Here is a 23,712-nt window from a genome sequence, read left to right on the forward strand (position 1 = left end):
TGCCACAAAGTCGCTAAGGCACCAAGTTTCACAAAGACTTTGTGCTCCTTTGAGCCTTCGTGTCTTTGTGGCCAATTTAATACTTTCTCAAAGTGAAACAGTTTCTTTCCGCACACGATGTTAGCGATATCAAAGCACTGGTACAACGTGCTTTGGAACACAAGGCTGCACCACAGGCCAACAAGGATTTCGGTGCAGGCAAACGTATTGGCCTTTTGTTTCTGAACCCCAGCATGCGCACCCGCCTTAGTACGCAGGTGGCGGCACAAAACCTGGGCATGGAAGCCATTGTGTTCAACATCGGTTCGGAAGGTTGGGCCCTCGAGTTTGAAGACGGCGCCATCATGAACGGCACCACCGTGGAGCATGTAAAAGACGCTGCGCCCATAATGGGCAACTATTTCGATATACTTGCCATTCGCACATTTCCTTCGCTCAAGAACCGCGAGGAAGACTACAGCGAGCGCTATATCCAGCAATTTGTAAAATACGCGGGCATCCCGGTAGTAAGCCTCGAAAGCGCTACTCTGCATCCTTTGCAAAGCCTCACTGATGTTATTACCATAACAGAAAACTGGAATAAAGCCCATGGCCCATGGACCATGGACCATGGTCAAAAAAAACCCAAGGTTGTGCTCACCTGGGCGCCCCACGTCAAAGCCCTTCCCCAATGTGTGGCCAACTCCTTTGCCCAATGGATCAACGCCTGGGGTGAAGCCGAATTTGTAATCACCCATCCTGAAGGTTATGAGCTGGACGAACAGTTTACCAGGGGCGCTACCATCATCCACAACCAGGATGAAGCATTGAAGGATGCCGACTTTGTTTATGTAAAAAACTGGAGCTCCTACCAGCAATATGGACAGGTGCTGAACAATGATCCTTCGTGGATGCTGACACTGGAAAAGCTGAAAAGCACCAACGATGCCAAAGTGATGCACTGCCTGCCCGTGCGCCGGAACCTGGAGTTGAGCGACGAAGTGTTGGACAGCTCCCATAGCATCGTTACACAGGAAGCTGCAAACCGCGTTTGGGCCGCACAAGCTGTATTGGAAGCCATCTTAAAGGAGGGCAAATGATGGAACAGGTAACCGTTATTAAGATCGGCGGCAATATCATCGACAATGAATCAGCCCTTGCCGATTTTCTGAAAGCATTTGCAGCAACACCGGGCAAAAAAATCCTGATCCATGGTGGTGGCAAACTGGCTACCCGGCTTGCCGAACAGATGGAAGTGCCCCAGCAGATGATCGACGGCCGGCGCATCACCGATGCCGAAACCCTGAAGATCGTTACCATGGTATATGCCGGGTACATCAATAAAAATATCGTAGCACAATTACAGGCGCAGGGCGTCAATGCCCTCGGGCTTTGCGGTGCCGATGGCAACCTGGTGCTGGCGCACAAGCGAACCGGCGCTGCCCACGACTATGGCTTTGTAGGCGATGTGGATGCGGTGAACAGCACCTTGCTACAGCAACTGCTTGATGCAGGCACCACCATTGTTATCGCACCCATTACACATGATGGACAGGGACAACTGCTTAACACCAATGCCGATACCATGGCGCAAGCCATTGCGCAGGGACTTGGCAGCCACTATGCCGTAAACCTGGTGTACTCTTTTGAAAAAGCAGGCGTACTGCTCGATGCAAACGACGACAACACTGTAATACCTACCATCAACCCCGATACTTACACCCGCCTGAAAACAGAAGGCGCCATCTTTGCCGGCATGATACCCAAACTGGATAATGCTTTTGCGGCATTGGCAAAAGGTGTAAGCCGCGTCATCATTGGCAAGGCACAGGAACTGCCCCAACTTATTGCAGGAACTTCCGGAACCACCATCCAAAATGGATAGAATTGAACAACTAACAGTAGCTGCCATTCGCAACCTGCAGGCGCTCATTGCCATACCTTCCTTCAGCAAGGAAGAAGATGCCACAGCCAATTTGTTGCAGGAACTGCTGGCAGCTGAAGGGATACCTCTCAAGCGGCAGGGCAATAATGTGTTGGCTCAAAACAAGCATTTTGATGCAGGCAAACCTACCCTCCTGCTCAACTCGCACCACGATACGGTAAAACCCAATAAAGGCTATACCCGAGATCCGTTTGCAGCAGACATCATTGATGGAAAACTGTACGGTCTGGGCAGCAACGATGCAGGCGGTTGCCTCATGTCTTTGCTGGCTACCTTTATCTTTTTCTACGACCAACCCGACCTGAAGTACAACCTTGTTTTTGCAGGCACAGCAGAAGAAGAAATATCTGGTAAAGATGGAATTGAATTAGCCTTGCCATACCTGCCACAAATCGACTGTGCCATTGTTGGCGAACCCACCTTGCTGCAACTGGCGGTGGCCGAACGCGGCCTTATGGTTTGCGATTGCGTTGCGGAAGGCGTTGCAGGTCATGCAGCCCGGAAGGAAGGTGTCAATGCACTTTATAAGGCAATGGATGATATTGCCTGGATAAGAGGATACAGCTTTGAAAAAGAATCGCCGTTTCTTGGTCCGGTGCAGGCTACGGTTACGGTGATTGAAACAGAGAACAAGGCCCACAACGTGGTGCCGGCTACCTGTAAGTACATATTGGATGTACGGGTGAACGAACTGTATTCTTTTGAAGAAATCCTTGAAATTCTGCGTACCAACCTCCAGGCAAGTGTTACACCCCGAAGCACCCGACTGCGATCAACCTCCATTGCAATAGAACACCCTCTGGTACTGGCAGGCCTGGCGCTGGGCAGCATGGCTTACGGTTCTCCCACCACTTCAGATAAAGCACTGATGCCTTTTCCTGCCCTGAAGATGGGTCCCGGCGACTCTGCGAGAAGCCATACTGCAGACGAGTTCATCTTTGTATCGGAAATAGAGCAGGGTGTCCGTACCTATATTGACTTGTTGAAACAGATTTTGTAACAAGCTACAAGTTGTAAGCTACAAGCCACAAGGAGCTTGCAGCTTGTAGCTTGCAGCTAATAGCTATTAGCCTCATGAAACTCTGGCAAAAAGAAAACACATCGGTTTCGGAACTTGTAGAACGGTTTACCGTAGGCCGCGATAAAGAATTTGACCTGCTGCTTGCCAAGCACGATGTGGCAGGTTCTATTGCCCATGTAACCATGCTGGGTGAAGTGGGCCTGATGACAAAGGAAGAAGCCAATACCGCTGTTGCCGCACTCCAGGAAATATTGCAAGAAATTCAGGATTCACAATTCACCATTCACGAAGGTGTTGAAGACGTACACTCACAGGTAGAGTTCCTGCTTACGCAGCGCATTGGCGATACCGGCAAAAAGATCCACAGCGGCCGCAGCCGCAACGACCAGGTGGCGGTGGACATCAAACTCTTTTTACGCGAGCAGGTATTGCTTATGCGGGATGAAGTGGCCAACCTGTTTGACCTGTTGCAATCCAAAAGCGAGCAGTTCAAAGACAAACTCATTCCCGGTTATACCCACCTGCAAATAGCCATGCCTTCTTCTGCAGGCATGTGGCTGGGCGCCTATGCCGAAAGCCTGGTGGATGATACTGAACTACTGGCGGCAGCTTATGCCATTGCCAACAAAAATCCTTTGGGTAGTGGTGCCGGTTATGGTTCTTCTTTCCCGCTCAACCGTACCCGCACAACAAAGTTGCTCCAGTTTGGCGCACTCAACTACAACTCGGTGTATGCCCAAATGACGCGTGGCAAAACCGAAAAGATTGTGGCCATGGCCATGAGTTCGGTTGCAGCAACGGTGGGCCGTTTTGCCATGGACTGTTGCCTTTACCTGAACCAGAACTTTGGATTTCTTTCTTTCCCATCGGAGCTCACCACGGGGAGCAGCATCATGCCGCACAAAAAGAACCCTGATGTGTTCGAATTGATCCGTGCCAAATGCAACCGTATTCAGGCGCTGCCCAATGAGCTGGCCATGATGCTCACCAACCTGCCTTCCGGTTATCACCGCGATTTGCAGTTAACAAAAGAAATCCTGTTTCCCGCTATAGAAGAATTGAAGTCCTGCCTGCAGCTATCCGTTCTGATGCTGTCGCATATGGAAGTGAAAGATGATATCCTGAAAGAGGAAAAGTATCGCTACCTCTTTTCTGTTGAAGCGGTTAACGAGCTGGTGAACCAGGGCCAATCTTTCCGCGATGCATACCGCCAGGTAGGCAACGACATCGAAGCAGGTGCCTTCAACTATGACTTTTCCAAAGGGCTCCATCATACCCACGAAGGCAGTATTGGAAACCTGTGTACCCAGGAGATCAAAGACCTGATGGATAAAGTGCTGGCGAAATTTTAATACTTTTTTCAATTAAGTAGTACTGTAATATCAGACTACGTCATGCCGAACTTGTTTCGGCATGACAATCGGCTAGCGGATAAACTAAACTACCTGATTGAAAATAGTACCATTGGTTTAGCAACAAAAAAATAGCTGGCTTAACGGCCAGCTATTTTTATTTTACAAGATAAAAATGCAAGAAGATTAAAGCGTGTTGCTAAAAGCTCAGCTCCTATCCCCTCGCCTGCTCCTGTTTCATCGGTAATAGTATCGTAAACTCCGCACCTGCTCCGTCTACTCCTGATGCGCTGATCACCCCGCCATGACGCTCCACGATCTTGCGGGCAATGGCCAAGCCGATACCCGTACCCTCATAGCTTTCCCTTGAATGAAGCCGCTGGAAGATCACAAAGATCTTTTGCGCATATTGGTCGTCGAAACCAATGCCGTTGTCTTTGATGGAGATGCGACAGTATTTGCCATTAGGATCAAGGCTATTGGTACCTACGGGCTGATTGATGATTTCACCCGTAATGGAAATTTCAGGTGGCACTCCTTCCCTGCTGAACTTAATGGCATTAGAAATAAGATTCTGAAAAATCTGGCGCAACTGCCCGGGGATCGCATCAATTATGGGCAGACCTGAAACTTGCACCACCGCTTTCTTATCCGCAATGGCCAGTTCAATATCATGCAGCACATCCCTAACCAGCACATTAAGGTCCGTAGGCTGGAACAGGGAATCGGCAGAAAGCCGTGAGTACTCCAGCAGGTCGTTGATCAGTCGGGTCATGCGTGCCGAAGCGCGGATGATTCGATCCAGGTAATCGGCCACCGGTGTACCACTTTCCGGATGGTAGCGGTCGCGAACGATGCTACTGAAAATATGAATCTTGCGCAGTGGCTCTTTTAAGTCGTGTGATGCGATGGAAGCAAACTGCATCAGCTCATTATTGCTTACCTCCAGTTCGGAGTTGGATTGCTGCAGGTCGCGGGTACGATCCTGAATTTTTTGCTCCAGCAGCACGTTAGCCAACCGCTGGTCATGAATATCCGTACAGGTTCCAAACCACTTGATGATATTACCGGCATTATCGCGCATGGGCAGGGCCCTGGCAAGAAACCACCGGTATATTCCATCATGCCGCTTCATGCGGTACTCCACTTCATAGGTATCGCCTGTTTGCAGTGCATACTGCCACACTTTTAAGGTGCGTTCATAATCTTCGGGGTGCAATATTAGGGCCCAGCCGTCCGCCTGGGTTTGTTCAAAGCTCAGGCCGGTATATGCGTACCATTGGCGGTTAAAAAAGTCGTGGTATCCGTCGGGCCTGGTTGCCCATACCATCTGCGGCATAAAGTCGGTAACAAAGCTGAACTCCCGGATCAGCTTTTCCAATGCCACATTTTTTTCCTCCAACAGTTTGCGGTTTACCGAGTCGGCAGTAATATCCATCATGGCACCCAGCATGCGGTAGGGCACGCCCCACTCATCCTGCATTACAGTACCACGGTCTAGTATAACCGCGTAGGACCCATCCTTTCTGCGGAAACGATATTCCTGGCTCCACATGAGGCCGCCCGAGTTGATCACTCCATAGATACCTTTTTGTACCGCCTGCCGGTCATCGGGGTGAACCTGCTCCATCCGGTGGTGCGCGGTATGAACAGCAATATCATCCGGATCGTAACCAAAAAGCGCATAAAAACTATCGCTCCACCAAATGCGGTTTTCTGCAAACTCCCAATCCCAAATGGCATCGTTGGTAGCGCCGGCCACCAGGCGAAAGCGCTCCTCGCTTTGCGAAAGATCGCGGGTACGGTCCTGTACCTTTTGTTCCAGGTTGGTATTGAGTTCTTTCAGCGACTCCTTGGTGCGAAGCAGTTCGTTGTAGTTGGTACGCAGCTTTTCTTCCGACTCCTTCAGCGAAGTGATATTGGTAAAAGCCATGATCAGGCCGTCATTGAGCCTGTTCACCACCAGGTTATACCATTGCAAACCCTGCTGCACCTGCATGCACACTTCCATTCGTAGCGGGTGACCCGTACTTACCACATCATTCAGTTTATCCTCCAGGCGCAAAGCCTGCAGTTTACGCAGGTCTTTATTGAGCAACATGCCCTGTAACGATTTGCTTGTACCGCTCATCATTTCTGAGGCGGCACTGTTGGCAGCGGTACAACGGTAGTCCACAATGCGGTCTCCTTCACGCTGGGCTTCAAACACCAGCAAGCCGCTGGTGATGGTATCAAACACCCCCTTGATGATAGTATCCAGCTTACGGATAGCGGTAATATCAACAAAGCTCACCACCACACCGTCGCGCTGTTTGTCGTGGCGGAGGTAGGGTAATATTTTCAGCAGGCAGCAGGTGCCGTTGGTCAGTTCCACTTCCCGCTCCAGCGCAGTGCCGCTCTGCACCACGGCTTCTATTTCCTGTTGCAGATCCGCATAGCGGATATTGGTGGAAATATTACCAATAGGCCGGCCAACATCGCTTTCAATAACATTGACCATTTGCGTGGCCGCCGGGTTGAACTTGCGGATATTAAGTTGGGCATCCAGGAAAATCTGGCCGATTTCGGTGCTGCGGAAATAATTGTCCAGGTCATCGTTGAGTTGCTTCAGCTCGCGGATGCGCACCTGGTGTTCGGTATTGAGGGTATGCAGTTCTTCATTCAGTGACTGTAGTTCCTCGTTACTGCTTTGCAGTTCTTCGTTGGCCGACTGAAGTTCCTCATTGGCCGATTGCAGTTCTTCATTGGTTGTTTCCAGCCCCTCCACAGCCATCTGCAGGTTGAGGCGGGTTTCCTTTAGTTCTTCCTCCAGTTCCTGTACATATTCATCCCGGTGCAACAAGGGATTGCCATCACTGCTGCGGCCTTCCACGGTGTTCATTTCACCGAGCACAATCAGGATATAGTTGGTGCCTTCTGCCGGCGGGTGTACCGAAATATGAAAAGACTTAAGTACACCATCAACGTTGATGCGGGTATTGCGGAAAATCAGCTTATTTTTTTCCCTAACCACCCTCCTGAATGCCGAACTGAGCATGCCCGAAAGTTCAACGGGCACCATGCGGAGGATATTGAGGTTCACCAGCCGCTCGGGCAGTGAAAGGTAGCGCCTGAATTCGCCCAGTACTTCTTTTACCTCGTACTGGTCATTTACATAAATGGCGGCAAAGCCAAAATCTTCGGCGAGGCTTTTGGCAAAATCAGTCCCCAGGGGCGAAACGACGGGGGTCTTTTGCTGGCGCAAGTCCGATGTACCGGTATTGCGTTTGGCATAGCGACCATCATTATGGTGCTGGTAGCGGGTACTGCCGCCTTTTTTGCGGAAAATTTTCCAGCGGGAGTTTACTTCCTCCAGCTCGGGGCTCAGCACCGAAGGGTTTTCGCTTGGGCCAAGGAAAAGGTAGCCACCCTGCAACAGCGAAAAATAGAGCGTACCCATTACCCCTTCCTGCAACTTTGAATTCAGGTAAATCAGCAGGTTACGGCAGGTAACAAGGTCATTGCGGATAAAAGGCGGGTCCTTGAGAATATTGTGTTTGGCAAAAACGATCTGCTTGCGGATATTGGGCATGATGATCACCACGCCATCCTGCGATATAAAGTACTGGTCCTTTATATGCTGTGGCAGCGCCTTGATGGCTTCAGCCGGATAGCGGCCCTTGGCAGCTACTTCAATGGCCCTTTCGTCGATATCTGTAGCAAAGATTTTCACTTCCCGCGAAAGGCCCTGCTCACGCTGGTATTCATTTACCATGATGGCCATGGAGTAGGCCTCCTGGCCGGTGCTGCAGGCGGTAACCCATATCTTGATGGCTTCGCCGGTGTCTTTGTTTTCAAAAATGCGGGGCAGGATATCTTCCCTTAAAACCTGGAAGGCATCCTGGTCGCGGAAAAAGGAAGTAACACCAATAAAAAACTCGCGGGCAAGTTGTTTGGGCTCTTCCCTGTTTTCCTGCAACAACAGGGCATACTGCGCCAGGCTGCCGGAGCGGGTATTGGCCATGCGACGCGAAATACGACGGAGGATGGTAGCCGGCTTGTACTGCCGGAAATCATAGCCCGTGCTTTCGTGAACGGTACTTAAAATATTGGACAAATCGGTTTGGGACACCTGGGGCTGTACGCTTTCGCCTTCCATTTGTTCCAGGTGGCTGTAAATAGCGGCTGCCATTTCCGAAGGTTGCAGCACCGCATCGGCAATACCTGCCTGAATAGCACTGAGGGGCATACCATCGAATTTGGCCGTGGCGGGGTCCTGTACCAGCACCAGCCCGCCCCTTTCCCTGATCGCGCCACCGCCCCGCATACCATCGGAGCCTGTACCCGACAAGATCAGTGCAATGGCCGATTCGCCGGCGTCGAGGGCAAGGGAGAAAAGGAAATGGTCGATGGCCAGATTGGGACCACGCTCCTGGTCTTTTTCGCGCAGCTGCAATTTGCCACCTGCAATACTTAAGAGTTTATCGTTTGGAATAACATACACGCAACCCGGCGACACTTCCGCTCCATGCTTGGCTTCCAGCACCTGCATATGGGTGTGCTTGGCTACAAGTTCTACCAATAAACTTTTGTGATCGGAGGAAAGATGTTGGATAATGACAAAACACAAATTATCCGAATGTGGGGTATGGTCAAAAAAATCATGGATGGCCTCAAGACCTCCGGCGGAGGCGCCAAGGGCAACCACGAACAAACCAGGGCTTTGTTCAGGGTGCATTGTTGGGATTCGTTTCGTATACGTTTGTGCAAGGTAGGGAAATCAGTGATGCATCCGGCGTAATGCCACGCTTGTCAATACATTTCTGAATGCTTCGGCAATGGCCAGCTCTTCGGTTGACCAGGGTTTGGCAGTATGCTGCACTGTTTGTTTCCATACGGAAAAGGAATGCCTGGGGTGGTAGGTCTTACCATCGGCCTCCAGCTGAAGTGCTTCGTGCGGGTTGCCGCCCCATGCTACTTCTTCGATGAATTCGGGGCGGAAGGCCACTACAAACTGTCCTCTTTCAGGCACCACCGGAAGGGCCAGCATCCCACTGCCCACAGCAGCAAAATCGGCGGCTTCTTCAAACACTGCAGGAAGTGAGGGTTTATGTACCAGGCTTTGCGGCGACTGCACCTGGAGCCAGTAAAAAAGCCGGTGCAGGTCGTTGGCGTCGGGAACGGCACCTGCTGCATGTATGTGCCCGTTTACATTGTAGGCAATACCACTGGCTCCCAGCAGTTCGCGTATGTCTTCGGCCCTGCTTTCCATAGTTTGGTTCAGGTTGTCGGCATCGTGCAATACCGGTACAAGTTTAGTCAGCCGGTCCTGCAATCCCTGGTATTTGGCGCCGCCTAATTTGTTCAGCAGGATACTGAGCTGCGCGGAAACGAGGTCGGACAGCAGTTCAAAAACACCCATCTCCTCAAAAGAAAAGAAACGGGCGGTGCGGTGGTGGCAGGAAATCAAGCCCCACAATTGACCATTGTGTACCAAACGCAGGGAAAGGGAAGCACCTACACCCATATTTTTCAGGTACTCGAGGTGCACACCCGCCACACTCCGCAGGTCGCAACCCGACAGGTCGGTAAGCGCATGGGTGAGCGGGTTGAGCAAAGGGTAAAGCCGCACTGGCTGGTACCTGCTGTCGGGGATATAGCGGTAAGGATTTTTGAGGTAAAGCTCCCGTGCCGGCCTTGGGATATCTGATGCAGGAAAACGAAGACCCAAATAAGCATCCATTCCCGCCTCCTTTTCCTCACCGATAACGGTACCATGCCAATCGGCATCAAAGGAATAAACCATCACTTTGTCGAACCCGCTGATGCGGCGCAGCTCGCGGGCCACAACGGCTGCAAAGGAAGAGATATCGTCGCAGGTACCCATGTCGTGCACCAGGTTGCGCAGGTCCTGGTAAACATCCAGGAAACTGCGGCCCTTACCATCAGCAAGAGCTGGATCGATCAGTTCGATGAACAACAGACCATCTTTTTGGTGCATCAGCGCCGAACAGTTTTGCACCCCGTTTTCACCCAGTACCCCCATACCCAGCGGCTGCTTTACCACGGGTGTTTGCTGCAGCAGTTGCTGCAAACTTTCAAGGGTAGCCGAATCCAACAAGGCACCAAAAGGTTTACCCACCAGGTCGGTGGCTCCCTGGCCCACCAGTCCGGAAATATTATCACTTACCTGCAAAACTTCCAGGGTGGCGGCATCCATCACAAAGAGGAAGCCGTGTGGCTGGATCAAGTTGGTTTGATGCAGGGGAAGTTTGCCGCAAAAGGTTGCGTCGTAGTTGGGAAGGGTGTTGTTCATCATGCTATACTGTTTTCATCCAGCGGGTATGTGCTGCAAAAGTTTCGTTGGCAGCCCCACTTACTTTTTCGATGTCTGGGGTTGTGACGGCAAACTGGTTCAGATGGCGGATAAAGGCCTGCCAGTGAGCGCCGGTATTTTCCTGGTGTCCTTCAAAGAAATGGAAAGCATTATCGGGAAGCGAATCCTGTTTACGGAGCATGCGTGCAATGATGCGACCACCAAGGGCCGAACCTTCCAGCACATACAAAGCACCAAGGGCCTGCAGGGGACTTTCAATTAAAGGAAGTTGGGTACTCAGGGGTATCATTCCGTTTACGCCTAGTACCTGTAAATCGGTGAGGATGTGATGGGCACGGTTGGAGACGGGAAGTGGAAAATTGATACGGGGCAAAAAAGGAGCGATCTGTTCCTCCAGCGGTTGGTAGAAGCCATACATCCCTTTGAGCAGACGGGCATAGCTGGTGCTACTGGTTGCCTGATGTATCAGGGGCATCATGGTCGTTTCCGCTAGCTGGTGTTGCGCCTGGGTTTGGCGCTTCAGTACGGCGGCACAGGTTTCGATCGCTTCAGGGTGCAGCATCCGGTAAAAGTAAAGACTTAGGCTACGCGAGGCAAAAATCTTTACTATTACTGCCCCCTATCTTTGTTAAATAACCCTAATTTATGAAACGATTGCTGGAGCAGAGGTTAGAGCGACTGGAAAAAATTCACCAGGGTGGCGGACCAAAAGCTATTGCCAAACAAAAAGAAAAGAACAAGCTTACCCCCCGCGAACGGATTGCTTACCTATTGGACAAGAACACAGAATTCCTGGAATTGGGATCCTTTGCCGGCTATGAAATGTATGCCGAACATGGCGGCTGCCCCGCCGGTGGTACGGTTGCCGGTATGGGCTATGTAAGCGGACGGTTGTGCCTCATCGTTGCCAACGACCAGACGGTGAAAGCAGGCGCCTGGTTTCCCATCACCGGCAAAAAGAACCTGCGGATGCAGGAAATTGCTTTGCAAAACAACTTACCTGTAATCTACCTCGTAGACAGTGCGGGTGTATACCTGCCCCTGCAGGACGAAATATTTCCTGACAAAGAACACTTCGGCCGGATGTTTTACAACAATGCCCGGATGAGCGCCGCTGGTATCGTGCAGATAGCCGCAGTAATGGGAGCCTGCGTGGCGGGTGGCGCCTACCTGCCCATCATGAGTGATGAAACCCTGATGGTAAATGGCGCAGGCTCAATATTTCTTGCAGGTCCCTACCTGGTAAAAGCCGCCGTTGGCGAGGATATAGATACCGAAACCCTGGGTGGTGCTGTTACCCATACCGAGATATCAGGTATTGCCGATTATAAGTTTGACACTGAAACCGAAACCCTCGATGCCATCAGGCGTATCGTAGACAAAATGGGGCACCAGCAAAAAGCGGGTTTCGACCGCGCACAGGCGGTGGCGCCACAATACGATGTACAGGAACTCTACGGCCTGGTATCACCCGAAGCCAACAAGCCCTACGACATGGTGCAGGTGATTGAACGCATTGTAGATGCCGGCAGTTTCGACCAGTTCAAGGAAGATTATGGCAAGACCATTGTGTGTGGCTATGCCCGCATTGAAGGATGGGCGGTAGGTATAGTGGCCAACCAAAGAAAAATGGTGAAGAACAAAAAAGGCGAGCTGCAGATGGGCGGTGTTATTTACAACGACAGCGCCGACAAGGCTGCCCGTTTTATCCTCAACTGCAACCAGAAAAAAATACCGCTTGTGTTTTTGCAGGATGTTACCGGCTTTATGGTGGGCAGCCGCAGCGAGCACTCGGGCATCATAAAAGATGGCGCCAAACTGGTTAATGCGGTAGCCAACTCCGTTGTACCCAAGATCACCATCATCGTAGGCAATTCCTATGGCGCCGGCAACTATGCCATGTGCGGTAAGGCCTTTGACCCGCGTTTCATCTATGCCTGGCCTTCGGCGAAAATTGCCGTGATGGGTGGCGAGCAGGCTGCCAAAACTTTATTGCAAATCCAGGTTGCAGGACTCAAAGCCAAGGGCCAGGAAATTACTCCTGAGGCAGAAGCCGCCCTGCTCAACGAGATCAAGGGCCGGTACGAAACCCAAACCGCTCCCTACTACGCCGCAGCCCGGTTATGGGTAGATGAAATTATTGACCCGGCTGATACGCGGAAAGTAATTGCAGCAGGTATTGAAGCTGCCAACCATCAGCCACATATGGAAACTTTTAAAACAGGAGTGTTCCAGGTGTAACCACAGATGCGTGCGACCTTAATTGATTTGGATGCCTTTAAAGGGAATTGTCTTTTCTAAATAAAAGCCCCTGAGCGATTACGCTTAGGGGCTTTTATTTGACACTATGTGTAGCGATTAAAACCGTACACCCAGCGACAAGCCGGCACGAACACCACCCAGGGTGCCATCCAGCTTCACGTCTGTCCGGTTGGGGCCAACGGTATAGGAAACATTCTTCAGGGGGAAGTCCATATTATCCAGTTCCTGGCGCAAACGTTCCTGCTCGTAGGCAGTCAGGGTTTTGCTGGGTACGCCTACCAGGTCGGCTTTGCCTGTGCCAATGTGGGGACCAAGAATCCACCAGTCGAGGCTTACATGCTTACCCAATCCCCACTGGGCACCAAAGAGGATACCACCGCTGTTGGTCTTGGTTTTACCGGCAAGAGAAATGCTTTCTTCCTTACCGGGCAATGTTTCGAAACTGATTTTAGCGCCGGTAGCATCAAAGCTGGCATTGCGGTAAAAAGGCGCGATGTAGAAACCCTGGCCATAACCTTTGCCGAGGTAAATGCGCACTTCAGGAGTGAGGGCGGTACCGCTTATTTCCAGGTTGGTAACAGCATCGGTAAAGTTCTGGTCATCTACCAGGTTCAGCAGCTTCGATTTAAAGGGCACCGAACCCTTGGGCATGGTACGGTAGCTGAGTGCCAGGGATATACGGCGGGACAGCACCCGTTCGTACTGCAGCTGGTAGTTGCGGGCTGCAAGGCCTGCAAGGTTAAACTTTACAATGTTGCGCGGAGGCGATTGAAGGTTTGCCTCACTATTGCTTTGGGCCTGCGTAGAGAGACCGGCAGTAGCGGTTAACAGCAGCGCGGCCATGATGGACTTAAAGCTTGTCATCGGTATTGAGATTAAATGGTGGGTACAAATACATTGCAAAAATGCAGCATCGGCATTTGCATGCGTGTAGTATCGAAAAATTTCTTTTGGCGCTTAATGGGAAACGCTTAAGGTAGGCAGGCTTTTGCTCGCAAAGACGCGGAGGCGCAAAGGGGCAATGGAGTTTTGCATTTGAAGATTTTTAGAAATTCCTTTTACATCATGCACTCTTTGCGACTTCTTGTCTGCGGGATCTAAATCTTTGGTACTGCTGCCAGCAGTTGCCGGGTATAGGCATGTTGCGGGTTGGTAAAGACGGTTGCCGCATCGCCGCTTTCCACGATGCGGCCGGCCTGCATCACCATAATCCGGTTGCTGATGTAGCGCACTACTGAAAGGTCGTGGGAGATAAAAAGTAAGGTTAGCCCCAGCTCCGCTTTGAGGTCATTCAGGAGGTTGAGCACCTGCGCCTGAACGCTCACATCCAGTGCAGACACAGATTCATCACACACCAGCAAACCCGGTTCGGTTGCCAGCGCCCGGGCAATTACGATCCGCTGGCGTTGCCCGCCCGAAAACTCATGCGGGTAGCGGCGGGCAGCATCCGCGGGAAGTTGTACCAAATCGAGCAATTGCCGCACTCTTTTAGCCCTCGATTGTGATTGCAGGAAATTACCGGAAAGCTGGAGCGGCTCGGCCAGTGCATCGCCAATGGTGAGGCGGGGATTGAGGGCCGCAAAAGGATCCTGGAAAACCAGTTGCACCGCTTTGCGGAACCCTTTCCATTCCTGCTTATTGAACCGGGTGATATCCCTGCCATTAATGCAGATGCTTCCTTCCGATGGCTGCTCCAGTCCCAACAGGGTACGGCCCAGCGTAGTTTTGCCACAACCCGACTCCCCTACCAGCCCCAGGGTTTCACCCTGCAACAATTCAAAGCTTACCCCATCCACCGCCTGGAACTGCCGCGTGGCTTTACCCCAGATATTACGGGCGATGGTATAGCGTACTACCAAATCCTTCACTTGGGCGAGCACCTTGCCTGTAGCTTTCATTTTTGTTACCTGCAACGGGACTTCCTGAACTTGATGCTTTTCTAAAAAGTCGGCCACTACCGGCAGGCGTGTGCCGGGTTGCTGCGCCGAGGGGCGGCAGGCCAGCAATGCACGGGTATATGCCTGTTGGGGGTTGTTGAACACTGCCCCGGTACTGCCGGTTTCAACCAACTTTCCGCGGTACATGATGGCTACCCGGTGTGCGATCTGCCGTACCACTCCAAGGTCGTGGGTGATAAAGAGCACACCCATTCCCGACTCCTGCTGGAGTTCGGAAAGCAACAGCAGGATTTCATTTTGAACCGTAACATCAAGTGCCGTGGTAGGCTCGTCGCAGATCAGCAGGTCGGGTTTGCAGCAAATGGCCATGGCAATCATCACCCTTTGTTTTTGGCCGCCGCTCATCTGGTGCGGGTATTTGTCATAAGCAGCTTCGGGACCTGGTATCTGCACTTTTCCCAGCCAGGAAATGGCCTCCAGCCTCGCCTGTTTGCTGCTGATTTTTTTGTGGCGCACCAGCACTTCTGCCACCTGGCGACCACAGGTCATAACGGGGTTGAGCGCACTCATAGGCTCTTGGAACACCATGCCGATGCGATTGCCCCGGAGTGCTTCCATGCGGGGATGTGCCAGGAGGTTTATTGGCTGCGTTTCCCCAAACAGTATGGCGCCACCGGTATACAAGGCTGGCGGTTGGGGCAACAGTTGAAGCACCGAAAGAGCGGTGATGCTTTTACCCGAACCAGACTCTCCTACCAGGGCTAGGATTTCGCCGCGGTAAACCTCCAGGTTCAGTGTGGTTACGGCCGGCAACAGCTTCCCTACACTGGCAAAGCCTATGGAAAGATCCCTGATCTGTAGCAAGGGTGTTTTAGCTGATGGTGCCATAAAATCTCCTGAAAACATTGAACCATTGATTACAACGGGTTGCTGCTGCCAAATGGAAAACTAACAAAAAAGCCATGCGCTTCTTCGCATGGCTTTAAATTATTCAAATGGCCCCAGCGTTTACTTACCGCTGCAGGGTCCTTCCTGTACCCGGATATTGATGCGGCTTGCAGGTGCGGGATAAAAGGCCATGCAATGGGTGCAATCTTCCACCTTTCTCGTGTCGAGGGTGAAGTAAAAGGTGTCGCCATTCTTAATGCCTTCGGGTATGCCGCAGGGATTGGCAGGCCGAAATACATTTGTATAAACCTTTCCCGTTTGTTCGTTTGTCCAGCTGGCCTCTGTGCCTTCCAATTGACCTTCCAGTACTGAAATGGTGAAATTGCCGCACATACCACGGTCTTCCATACGTGCCTTAAAACAGGTTGACTGCTTGTTTCGGTTACAGGCAGGTGGCGTGGCAGTAACCGCAAGGGCTGCCACCCCAAGGAGCAGGAGTTTCATCATGGTGGGGTTTGGGAAAAGTAAAAAGTCGAAAAACAAAACGGCAACAAACAGTGGGCAGTCCTGTACGAACTGCTTTGCTGTTCCAATAGCCTTTCAAATACCACAATAAGGCCTTAGCCAGGTTTAAAAGCGGAGGTGCCTAACCGTTACACTGTTGTTGATCAGTTGCTTCAGGGAGTCGATACCAATTTTCAGGTGACGCTCCACGTATTGGGAAGTAATCTTGCGGTCACTTTCTTCCGTCTTTACACCTTCTGGTGTCATGGGCTGGTCGCTCACCAGCAGCAGGGCGCCGGTAGGAATGCGGTTGGCAAAACCCACCATGAAGATGGTTGCCGTTTCCATATCGATGGCGTATGCCCGTACCTTTTTAAGGTATTCCTTAAACTCTTCGTCGTGCTCCCATACCCTGCGGTTGGTAGTGTATACGGTGCCGGTCCAATAGTCCACTTCGTAATCGCGGATGGTGGTAGAAATGGCTTTCTGGAGGGCGAAAGCAGGAAGTGCGGGAACTTCTTCGGGGAAATAGTCGTCGGATGTACCCTCACCTCGGATAGCCGCAATGGGCAGGATCAGGTCGCCGAGTTTGTTGCGTTTTTTAAGTCCGCCACATTTACCCAAAAAGAGCACTGCTTCAGGGTTGATGGCCGTAAGCAGGTCCATTACGGTAGCTGCAGTGGGCGAACCCATACCGAAGTTGATGATGGTAATGCCGCCTGCTGTGGCGCATTGCATGGGCTTGTCCCAGCCTACCACTTCCACGCCATTCCATTCGGCAAACATCTTTACATAGTTGCTGAAATTGGTCAGGAGAATATACTTTCCAAAGTTCTCGAGTTGTTCACCGGTATACCGCGGTAACCAGTTGCGTACGATATCGTCTTTAGTCTTCATATTCGGGGCAAAGCTAAGATAATCGGGGGAAGACGGGAAAGACAGGAAAGACGGGAAAGCTGGAAGTTGGAAGTTGGTTCAGGTGGTCGAAAAAAAAGCCTTGCCCTTGAGCAGTGGCCAAAAACCAAAAACTAAAAACCGATAACAAGCCTGCTCCGCTCCTTTCCAACCCTAAGTTTCCGCACCTTTGCCCGATGATCGCCGTGGCCTTTCCCGAACCGCAGTTCCGCATCCGCAAAGAACAAGGGCAGCAGCAAATATTTGATGCCCTGCGCAAACAGTGGCTCCGCCTGAGCCCGGAGGAATGGGTGCGCCAGAACTTTGTGCAGTACCTATTGCAGGTGCTCCAATACCCCGCCGCCATGGTAGCTATCGAAAAAGAATTACTCCTCAATGGCATGAAGCGCCGGTTCGACCTGCTGGTATTTGACGCCAACCACCAACCCTGGATGCTGATTGAATGCAAAGCCACTACCATCAATCTGAACCAACCCGTCCTGGAGCAAGTGCTTCGGTACAATATTACCATCCCTGTTCCCTACCTGGTTATTACGAATGGAACAGAGACAAGAGGTTGGCAAAAGGTGGAGGGCAGGTTGGTGGAGATAGCGGAGCTGCCTGTTTGGAAACCTTAAATAGTCCGAACAGAAAAAGTGTAGGTCTATGTGTGGAAAACTCCTGAGCCAAAACTGCTTGACCCGACATTTTTTACCAAATGACAAATGCTATAAAACTACTTTCACCAAATTACATGCATGAAAGCGTTTATTGATTACATCCTGAAGTTTGGCAACCTCAACCACCACCAAATTGATTTGATATCCAGCAAGGCAACTGAATTATCACTTTCAAAGGATGCCTATTTTTCGGAAGCAGGAAAGATTGCCCGGCAGGTAGGTTTTATTGTAGCGGGCGTTTTGCGTGTTTGCTATTACAACAACAAAGGCGAAGAAATCACTAAGTATTTCATTGAAGAAAACAACCTGGTAGTAGACCTGGAAAGTTTCGATAACCAAATTCCATCATCCTCCTACGTGCAGGCTGTTACAGACTGTACTGTTCTTACTTTTTCCAGGCATGACTGGCAGGATTTATTGAACACCATTGTAGGATGGGACGCAATAGTGCACAAAATAATTTCCAAGGCCCTGCTGCAGAAAGTTGACCGGAGAAGCCCTTTGGTATCTGAAGACGCTACTACACGTTACCTTAGTTTTCTTGAAAAATTTCCAACCATTGCCAACCGGGTTCCCCTTTCTTACCTGGCCTCCTATTTAGGTATCACCCAGTCTTCATTGAGCAGGATCAGGAAAAACATCCGCTAATTTTCTTTTTGCCAAATGGCAAGTTGTTTCATTTTTTAGAATGGGATGTTTGTACCAATAAAAACAAAAAATGAAATCAGTATTAATTACCGGCGCTAACAGAAGTATTGGACTGGAAACTGCAAAGCAATTGCTTGAGCGGGGCCTGTTTGTTTACCTGGGCAGCCGCTCACTCGAAAAAGGAGCAACAGCAGCGCAAGCACTAAAGGAAAAGGGCCTGGAGCATGTACAAGCAATTGAAATAGATGTTACCAACCCGGCATCGATCCTGTCTGCAAAAAACATCATTGAAAAAGAACAGGGAAAACTGGATATTCTGATTAACAATGCCGGGATAAGCGGGGCGTATCCACAACAAGCGATGGATGCACCGGCCGAAGGCATCCAGGAGGTGTTTGACACCAACTTTTTTGGCGTCATCCATGTTACGCAGGCTTTTTTGGAACTGCTTAAAAAATCAGATAGCCCCAGGATTAGTAATATCACTTCCGGGCTTGGCTCCCTTACCGGACATGCAGACCCCAGCTGGAAATATTACCAGGTAAAGCCAGTAAGCTATGTTTGCTCGAAGGCAGCATTAAATGCTTATACAATTGTTCTTGCCCATGAATTGAAAGACTTGCCATTCAAGGTAAATGCAATTGATCCCGGCTATACCGCAACAGCATTTAACCAGTTCAGTGGCCCGGGAACAGTTGAAAGTGCAGCAAGCTTTATTATCAAACATACCCTGACAGACGAACATGCGCCGACTGGGAAATTTTACAGTAACGATATAGAAGACGCAACAGAAGAAAGCCCCTGGTAAGAACAGGAACAATATATTCATCCCAGTGGTACTAAATAGTTGTACCAAAGCTTTATAAACAAAAGGATTGCTACCCAGGCAATCCTTTTGTTTATGGATGTGGCTAAGTACATCTTATGCTGCCTTCACAGTATCGTAGTTGTATTTAACAACAATTCATTTCATCAACAGAAGGTTCCTTCAACTGTGACCCCATGTTAAAGCATCATTCGGACTTACTTACCATACCCAGGGTGAAAAGCCTGCAGCGTACTCCGTAGAAACTCCCGGTCCAAGTGCGTGTATATTTCGGTAGTGGTAATGCTTTCATGCCCCAGCATCATCTGCACCGCTCTCAAGTCAGCGCCACCTTCCACAAGGTGGGTGGCAAAAGAATGGCGGAAGGTGTGCGGTGAAATATTCTTGTTGATACCGGCCTTTGCTACCAGGTCTTTCAGGATCAGGAAGATCATTACCCGCGTTAGCCTTTTGCCGCGCCGGTTCAGGAAAACAAGGTCCTCTTCTCCTTTCTGTATGGGTACCATCCGGCGGATGCTGTTGCAATAGATGTCCAGGTGCTTGATGGCACTGTCGCCGATGGGCACCAGTCTTTCCTTATTGCCCTTGCCAATCACCCGTATAAAACCCACATCCAGGTGGAGGTGGGATAGTTTCAGTTCCACCAGTTCGCTCACCCGCAGCCCGCAGCCATACAGCACTTCCAGGATGGCGCGGTTGCGTTCACCCTCGGGGGTGCTCCGGTCAATTTGGTCCATGATGGCTTCGATTTCTGCAAAAGAAAGCACATCGGGCAGCTTGCGTTGGAGCTTGGGCGCTTCCAGCAAAAGCGTGGGATCGTTGTTGGTGATTTCCTCCAGCTGGCAGTAGCGGTAAAAAGTCCGGATGCCCGAGATAATGCGGGCCTGCGAACTTTGGGTCATACCCAACTCTGCCACCCAGCGGACAAAAACCTGCAGGTCTTCCAGCACAACAGCATCAGGGCTCTTTGCCTGCCCCTGCACCGCCAGGTATGCCGTCAACTTGTCCAGGTCGGCGAGGTATGCCTCTACCGAATTTTCGGCAAGCGAACGTTCCAGTTGCAGGTAAGCTTTAAATCCTTTTTTATAGGGTTCCCACATGAGGGGTTGATCTGGTTTTTGTTTTTTTGTTTTGGGTTGGTTGGCAAAGGTGGGGAATATGTTTGGTGTTGGGGGTTTGGAGTTAAGCGTTGGGGTTAGAAGAGAAGCGTAAGAGGCGGGAACAGATTAAGGCCTGGTATGCTATAAAAGTGTATCGCATGTAAATGAGCTGCTGACATTCGTCAGCATGACAAAAGTCTGTTAGGAACAAATATCCTTTGCACCTTCCAACATATTTAGCCTTTAAAGGGTGACGCCAGATCAACAACTCCCAAATCCAAACTTTTTACAAGTAAACATCCTCAATAAAAAATATTTCCGGCTCCGCTCCTGCAGGTGCGGTAATGGCTACGATGTCGAAACGGATTTTGCGGTATTGTTTATTGAGCTGGAGGTACTGGTCGGCGGCACGCATCAGAAAGCGTAGTTTTTGTTTGCCCACGCTTTGTTCGGGGTAACCAAACCGGTTAGAATTGCGGAGCTTAACTTCTATGAAATGGAGCACTTCGCCTTTAAGTGCAATGATATCCACTTCAAGGTGACCCCAGGTCCAGTTGCGGTGGAGCATGCTAAACCCTTTTTGCAGGAGAAAGTCAACGGCCAGCTGCTCCCCCTCCTTTCCCCGCTGATTGTGCACTGCCATGGCTATATTTGACCGCCAAAATACAAACCAAATGCACCCTTTACAAGGCATCTTCCCGCTCAAAGGCATTGTTCAGCATTATAGCTGGGGCGGCTTTTCCTATATCCCCCAATTGCTGCAACAGCCCAACGCTGACCAACAACCCTGCGCCGAATACTGGCTGGGAGCACACCCCAATCATCCTGCGCAGGTGTCGGTTAACGGAAACCAGTATGCGCTTAACAAGTTTATCGAACAATACCAAGGAACCGTGCTGGGCCAACAGGCTTTTGCTGATTTTGGCCGCCTGCCCTACCTGTTGAAAGTGCTGGATGTGCGCCAAATGTTGTCCATACAGGTACACCCGGATATTCCTTCGGCCCAGGAAGGTTTTGCCCGGGAAAATGCGGCAGGTATTCCGGCTAATGCCGCACACCGCAACTATAAAGACGATAACCACAAACCCGAGCTGATGGTAGCCCTGTCCGACTTTTGGCTGCTCCATGGCTTTAAGTCGCCCGCCCTGCTGCGTGAAGTGCTGGAGTCGGTGCCGGAATTTGAATTCCTTGTTGCCGAATTTGACCAGAACGGGTATGAAGGCCTTTACCGCAAGGTGATGACCCTGCCCCAGGAAGAAGTGAATGCCATCTTACAACCTGTGGTCGACCGGGTGCTGCCCCTTTACCACAATGGCGAGTTATTGAAAAAGCAGGAAGACTTCTGGACAGCACGTGCCGCCGAAACCTATTGTAAGGACGGCAATATCGACCGGGGAATTTTTTCTATCTACCTCTTCAACCTGGTACACCTGCGCAAGGGCGAGGGTATCTTCCAACAGGCCCGCCTCCCCCACGCCTACCTGGAAGGACAAAATGTGGAGCTGATGGCCAACTCAGACAATGTGCTTCGTGCCGGTCTTACCGACAAGCATATCGACGTTGCCGAACTGCTCAAACATGTTCGCTACGAGGAAACCATTCCCATGGTGCTGGGTGCCCATGCATCAGAAGAGGAGGAAATCCAGTTTTCGGTACCGGCCCCGGAGTTTGAACTCTATCAATACCAACTGGAAGGCAATCCTGTTGCAGCAACTGCCACAAGCGCCGAGATACTGCTGGTATTGCATGGGCGCGCTACGGTAAAAGCAGGCGACACCGAGCTGGATATTCCCCAAGGCAGCGCTGCTTTGGTAAGCGCAGGTACCCACTACACCTTACAGGGCGCAAGCGCCACCGAGTTGTTCCGCGCGGCCGTGCCGCAAAAACAGGTTTCGGCGCAATAGCTTTCTTACCTAATTTTGCCCCCTGCCGGATAAAATAACTGAAACATGAAACTCAATCGCTCCACCTGGACTGCCCTTGGCCTGTTGATCCTGGTTGCCTCGCTTTATCGTATTTGGGATGGCCGTCCGCTTGGATTTGCGCCGCAGATTGCCATGGCTATTTTTGGTGGTGCCATCATCGCCGACAAGAAGCTGGCATTTGTGCTGCCCCTGGCATCCATGCTCCTTTCCGATGTATTGTACCAGGTACTGTTCCTGAACGGCCTTACCGAAACGCCCGGCTTTTACGCAGGACAGTGGGTTAACTACCTGTTGTTTGCAGGTCTTACCGTTTTTGGCTTTGGCATGAAGAAGATCAATGTGCGCAATATTGCCGGCTTCAGCATTAGTGGCTCGCTGTTGTTTTTCCTGGCTTCCAACTTTACCGTATGGCTCGGCGGCGGTGGCTACCACCACCCCAAAACCTTCCAGGGTTTGCTGCTGACCTATGCCGACGGCCTGGCTTTTTACCGCGAGTATGGCCTGTTTGCCAACTCGTACGGCAACCTGCTCATTGGCGACCTGTTCTTTTGCGCCCTGCTTTTTGGCAGCTATGCGTTATCACAGCAAAAGGCACCCAAACTGGCTTAAGCATTTTACTTTCCAGCATAACAAAACCCCGCTTCAGCGGGGTTTTGCTTTTTTATATTTTGGTTAAAAGGTCGTATACAGTAAGCTTTTAGCTTAGTCTTGCCGCATTTATATTGGCATCCTCATCTTATTCCTGCGGCTGAAATTTAAGATACCGTAGCAAGTTCGGCAAGAAAGGGGTTATAGGGTAAAGCCATTTATTTGTTTGCAGCAATTGCAACAACTAACCCGCCAATCCCCGCTCATACCCTTCATCCACCAACAGGTTCTTGCCATCTGCCGCAGTAGTGGCCAGCACATCGCAACGGTTGTTGAAGGGGTTATCGGCATGGCCTTTTACCCAAACAAACTTCATGTTGTGCTGCTGCGAAATAGTATGGTAGTGGCGCCATAGGTCGGGGTTCTTTTTGCCACCGGCAAAATTGGTAGCGATCCATTTTTTCAGCCAGCCTTCCTTAACGGCTTTCACCACATACTGGCTGTCGGAGTACACGGTAACATTCATACCGGGTCTTTTGAGTGCTTCCAGGCCGGCAATCACCGCCAGCAGTTCCATGCGGTTGTTGGTTGTTTTGCGGTAGCCTGCCGATAGTTCCTTTTTCTTGTCACCAGCCATCAGTACTACGCCATAACCACCGGGCCCTGGGTTGCCCCTCGATGAGCCATCGGTATACATCACTATATCCATGGGCGCAAAGATAGCCGGAAGGGGAAAGCAATGATGAAGACAAAGAGTTACTTCAAAAAGACCAGTTGGGTATTTAGACAGGAGCTAAAAAGGAAAAGCCTCCACATGGGAGGCTCTTGGTTGCGAAGCTAGGGATCGAACCTAGGACCTTCGGGTTATGAGCCCGACGAGCTACCG

The 23,712-nt window shown here is 50.8% G+C and carries 20 protein-coding genes; 10 read left to right on the plus strand and 10 right to left on the minus strand.

Going from position 1 to position 23,712, the window contains the following annotated elements; translation table 11 throughout:
* Positions 1–92 precede the first annotated feature (92 nt).
* The 4 genes from BUE76_RS15630 (at position 93) to argH (ending at position 4,297) form a co-directional block, all read left to right on the plus strand.
* Positions 93–1,079: a Rossmann-fold NAD(P)-binding domain-containing protein gene (locus tag BUE76_RS15630; protein WP_073041512.1), complete on the plus strand. Its 987-nt coding sequence runs from the start codon at positions 93–95 to the stop codon at positions 1,077–1,079.
* A complete protein-coding gene (argB, locus tag BUE76_RS15635; protein WP_073041515.1) occupies positions 1,076–1,864 on the plus strand; it encodes an acetylglutamate kinase in 789 nt (262 codons plus the stop codon). Before BUE76_RS15630 ends, argB begins: the two co-directional genes overlap by 4 nt.
* Positions 1,857–2,924 (plus strand): M20 family metallo-hydrolase, encoded by a 1,068-nt coding sequence (locus BUE76_RS15640; protein ID WP_073041517.1) that lies wholly within the window; start codon positions 1,857–1,859, stop codon positions 2,922–2,924. The genes argB and BUE76_RS15640 overlap by 8 nt, the downstream gene beginning before the upstream one ends.
* A 74-nt stretch (positions 2,925–2,998) precedes the next feature.
* The gene (gene argH, locus BUE76_RS15645) at positions 2,999–4,297 is read left to right on the plus strand and encodes an argininosuccinate lyase (RefSeq protein WP_073041519.1); all 1,299 of its coding nucleotides are present in this window, start codon (positions 2,999–3,001) and stop codon (positions 4,295–4,297) included.
* A gap of 214 nt (positions 4,298–4,511) precedes the next feature.
* On the opposite strand, the gene BUE76_RS15650 is transcribed toward argH, so the two are convergent.
* From BUE76_RS15650 to BUE76_RS15660, 3 genes are read right to left on the minus strand one after another with little or no spacing between them, the layout of a single operon-like run.
* Positions 4,512–9,014, minus strand: a complete 4,503-nt coding sequence (locus BUE76_RS15650) for a chemotaxis protein CheB (RefSeq protein WP_073041521.1) — start codon at positions 9,012–9,014, stop codon at positions 4,512–4,514.
* Between the two features lie 42 nt (positions 9,015–9,056).
* Positions 9,057–10,595: a GAF domain-containing protein gene (locus tag BUE76_RS15655; protein WP_073041523.1), complete on the minus strand. Its 1,539-nt coding sequence runs from the start codon at positions 10,593–10,595 to the stop codon at positions 9,057–9,059.
* 1 nt (position 10,596) lies between these two features.
* Positions 10,597–11,175, minus strand: a complete 579-nt coding sequence (locus BUE76_RS15660) for a biliverdin-producing heme oxygenase (protein WP_073041525.1) — start codon at positions 11,173–11,175, stop codon at positions 10,597–10,599.
* Positions 11,176–11,258: 83 nt separating this feature from the next.
* Here BUE76_RS15660 and BUE76_RS15665 point away from each other — a divergent pair, with 83 nt between their 5' ends.
* Positions 11,259–12,854 carry an acyl-CoA carboxylase subunit beta gene (locus BUE76_RS15665; RefSeq protein ID WP_073041527.1) on the plus strand — a complete coding sequence of 532 codons (1,596 nt, stop codon included), beginning with the start codon at positions 11,259–11,261 and terminating at the stop codon, positions 12,852–12,854.
* 117 nt (positions 12,855–12,971) lie between these two features.
* Here the strand turns inward: BUE76_RS15665 and BUE76_RS15670 are convergent, their stop codons facing one another.
* The 4 genes from BUE76_RS15670 to BUE76_RS15685 form a co-directional block, all read right to left on the minus strand.
* A complete protein-coding gene (locus BUE76_RS15670) occupies positions 12,972–13,739 on the minus strand; it encodes a DUF3575 domain-containing protein (RefSeq protein WP_073041529.1) in 768 nt (255 codons plus the stop codon).
* A gap of 233 nt (positions 13,740–13,972) precedes the next feature.
* The gene (locus tag BUE76_RS15675) at positions 13,973–15,661 is read right to left on the minus strand and encodes an ABC transporter ATP-binding protein (protein ID WP_073041603.1); all 1,689 of its coding nucleotides are present in this window, start codon (positions 15,659–15,661) and stop codon (positions 13,973–13,975) included.
* A gap of 120 nt (positions 15,662–15,781) precedes the next feature.
* Entirely contained in the window at positions 15,782–16,165 is a 384-nt protein-coding gene (locus tag BUE76_RS15680) for a hypothetical protein (RefSeq protein ID WP_073041531.1), read from the minus strand.
* Positions 16,166–16,291: 126 nt separating this feature from the next.
* Entirely contained in the window at positions 16,292–17,062 is a 771-nt protein-coding gene (locus BUE76_RS15685) for an AMP nucleosidase (protein ID WP_073041533.1), read from the minus strand.
* Between the two features lie 113 nt (positions 17,063–17,175).
* On the opposite strand from BUE76_RS15685, the gene BUE76_RS15690 reads away from it, so the two are divergent.
* The 3 genes from BUE76_RS15690 (at position 17,176) to BUE76_RS15700 (ending at position 19,195) form a co-directional block, all read left to right on the plus strand.
* Positions 17,176–17,697, plus strand: coding sequence for a type I restriction enzyme HsdR N-terminal domain-containing protein (locus tag BUE76_RS15690; RefSeq protein ID WP_245798325.1), 522 nt, complete (start codon positions 17,176–17,178; stop codon positions 17,695–17,697).
* Positions 17,698–17,817: 120 nt separating this feature from the next.
* Positions 17,818–18,387, plus strand: a complete 570-nt coding sequence (locus tag BUE76_RS15695) for a Crp/Fnr family transcriptional regulator (RefSeq protein ID WP_073041534.1) — start codon at positions 17,818–17,820, stop codon at positions 18,385–18,387.
* Positions 18,388–18,457: 70 nt separating this feature from the next.
* Positions 18,458–19,195 carry an SDR family NAD(P)-dependent oxidoreductase gene (locus BUE76_RS15700; RefSeq protein WP_073041536.1) on the plus strand — a complete coding sequence of 246 codons (738 nt, stop codon included), beginning with the start codon at positions 18,458–18,460 and terminating at the stop codon, positions 19,193–19,195.
* Positions 19,196–19,410: 215 nt separating this feature from the next.
* Here the strand turns inward: BUE76_RS15700 and xerD are convergent, their stop codons facing one another.
* Together xerD and BUE76_RS15710 are read right to left on the minus strand one after the other, a co-directional pair.
* The gene (gene xerD, locus BUE76_RS15705; RefSeq protein WP_073041538.1) at positions 19,411–20,313 is read right to left on the minus strand and encodes a site-specific tyrosine recombinase XerD; all 903 of its coding nucleotides are present in this window, start codon (positions 20,311–20,313) and stop codon (positions 19,411–19,413) included.
* A 286-nt stretch (positions 20,314–20,599) separates the two neighbouring features.
* Entirely contained in the window at positions 20,600–20,956 is a 357-nt protein-coding gene (locus BUE76_RS15710; protein ID WP_073041540.1) for a YraN family protein, read from the minus strand.
* Positions 20,957–20,987: 31 nt separating this feature from the next.
* On the opposite strand from BUE76_RS15710, the gene manA reads away from it, so the two are divergent.
* Together manA and BUE76_RS15720 are read left to right on the plus strand one after the other, a co-directional pair.
* Positions 20,988–22,217 carry a mannose-6-phosphate isomerase, class I gene (manA, locus tag BUE76_RS15715; RefSeq protein WP_073041542.1) on the plus strand — a complete coding sequence of 410 codons (1,230 nt, stop codon included), beginning with the start codon at positions 20,988–20,990 and terminating at the stop codon, positions 22,215–22,217.
* Positions 22,218–22,262: 45 nt separating this feature from the next.
* Positions 22,263–22,847, plus strand: a complete 585-nt coding sequence (locus BUE76_RS15720) for a DUF6580 family putative transport protein (RefSeq protein WP_073041544.1) — start codon at positions 22,263–22,265, stop codon at positions 22,845–22,847.
* 223 nt (positions 22,848–23,070) lie between these two features.
* Here the strand turns inward: BUE76_RS15720 and rnhA are convergent, their stop codons facing one another.
* Positions 23,071–23,535: a ribonuclease HI gene (gene rnhA / locus BUE76_RS15725; RefSeq protein ID WP_073041546.1), complete on the minus strand. Its 465-nt coding sequence runs from the start codon at positions 23,533–23,535 to the stop codon at positions 23,071–23,073.
* Positions 23,536–23,712 lie beyond the last annotated feature (177 nt).

This window comes from Cnuella takakiae, assembly GCF_001953305.1.
Taxonomy (GTDB): domain Bacteria; phylum Bacteroidota; class Bacteroidia; order Chitinophagales; family Chitinophagaceae; genus Flavisolibacter; species Flavisolibacter takakiae.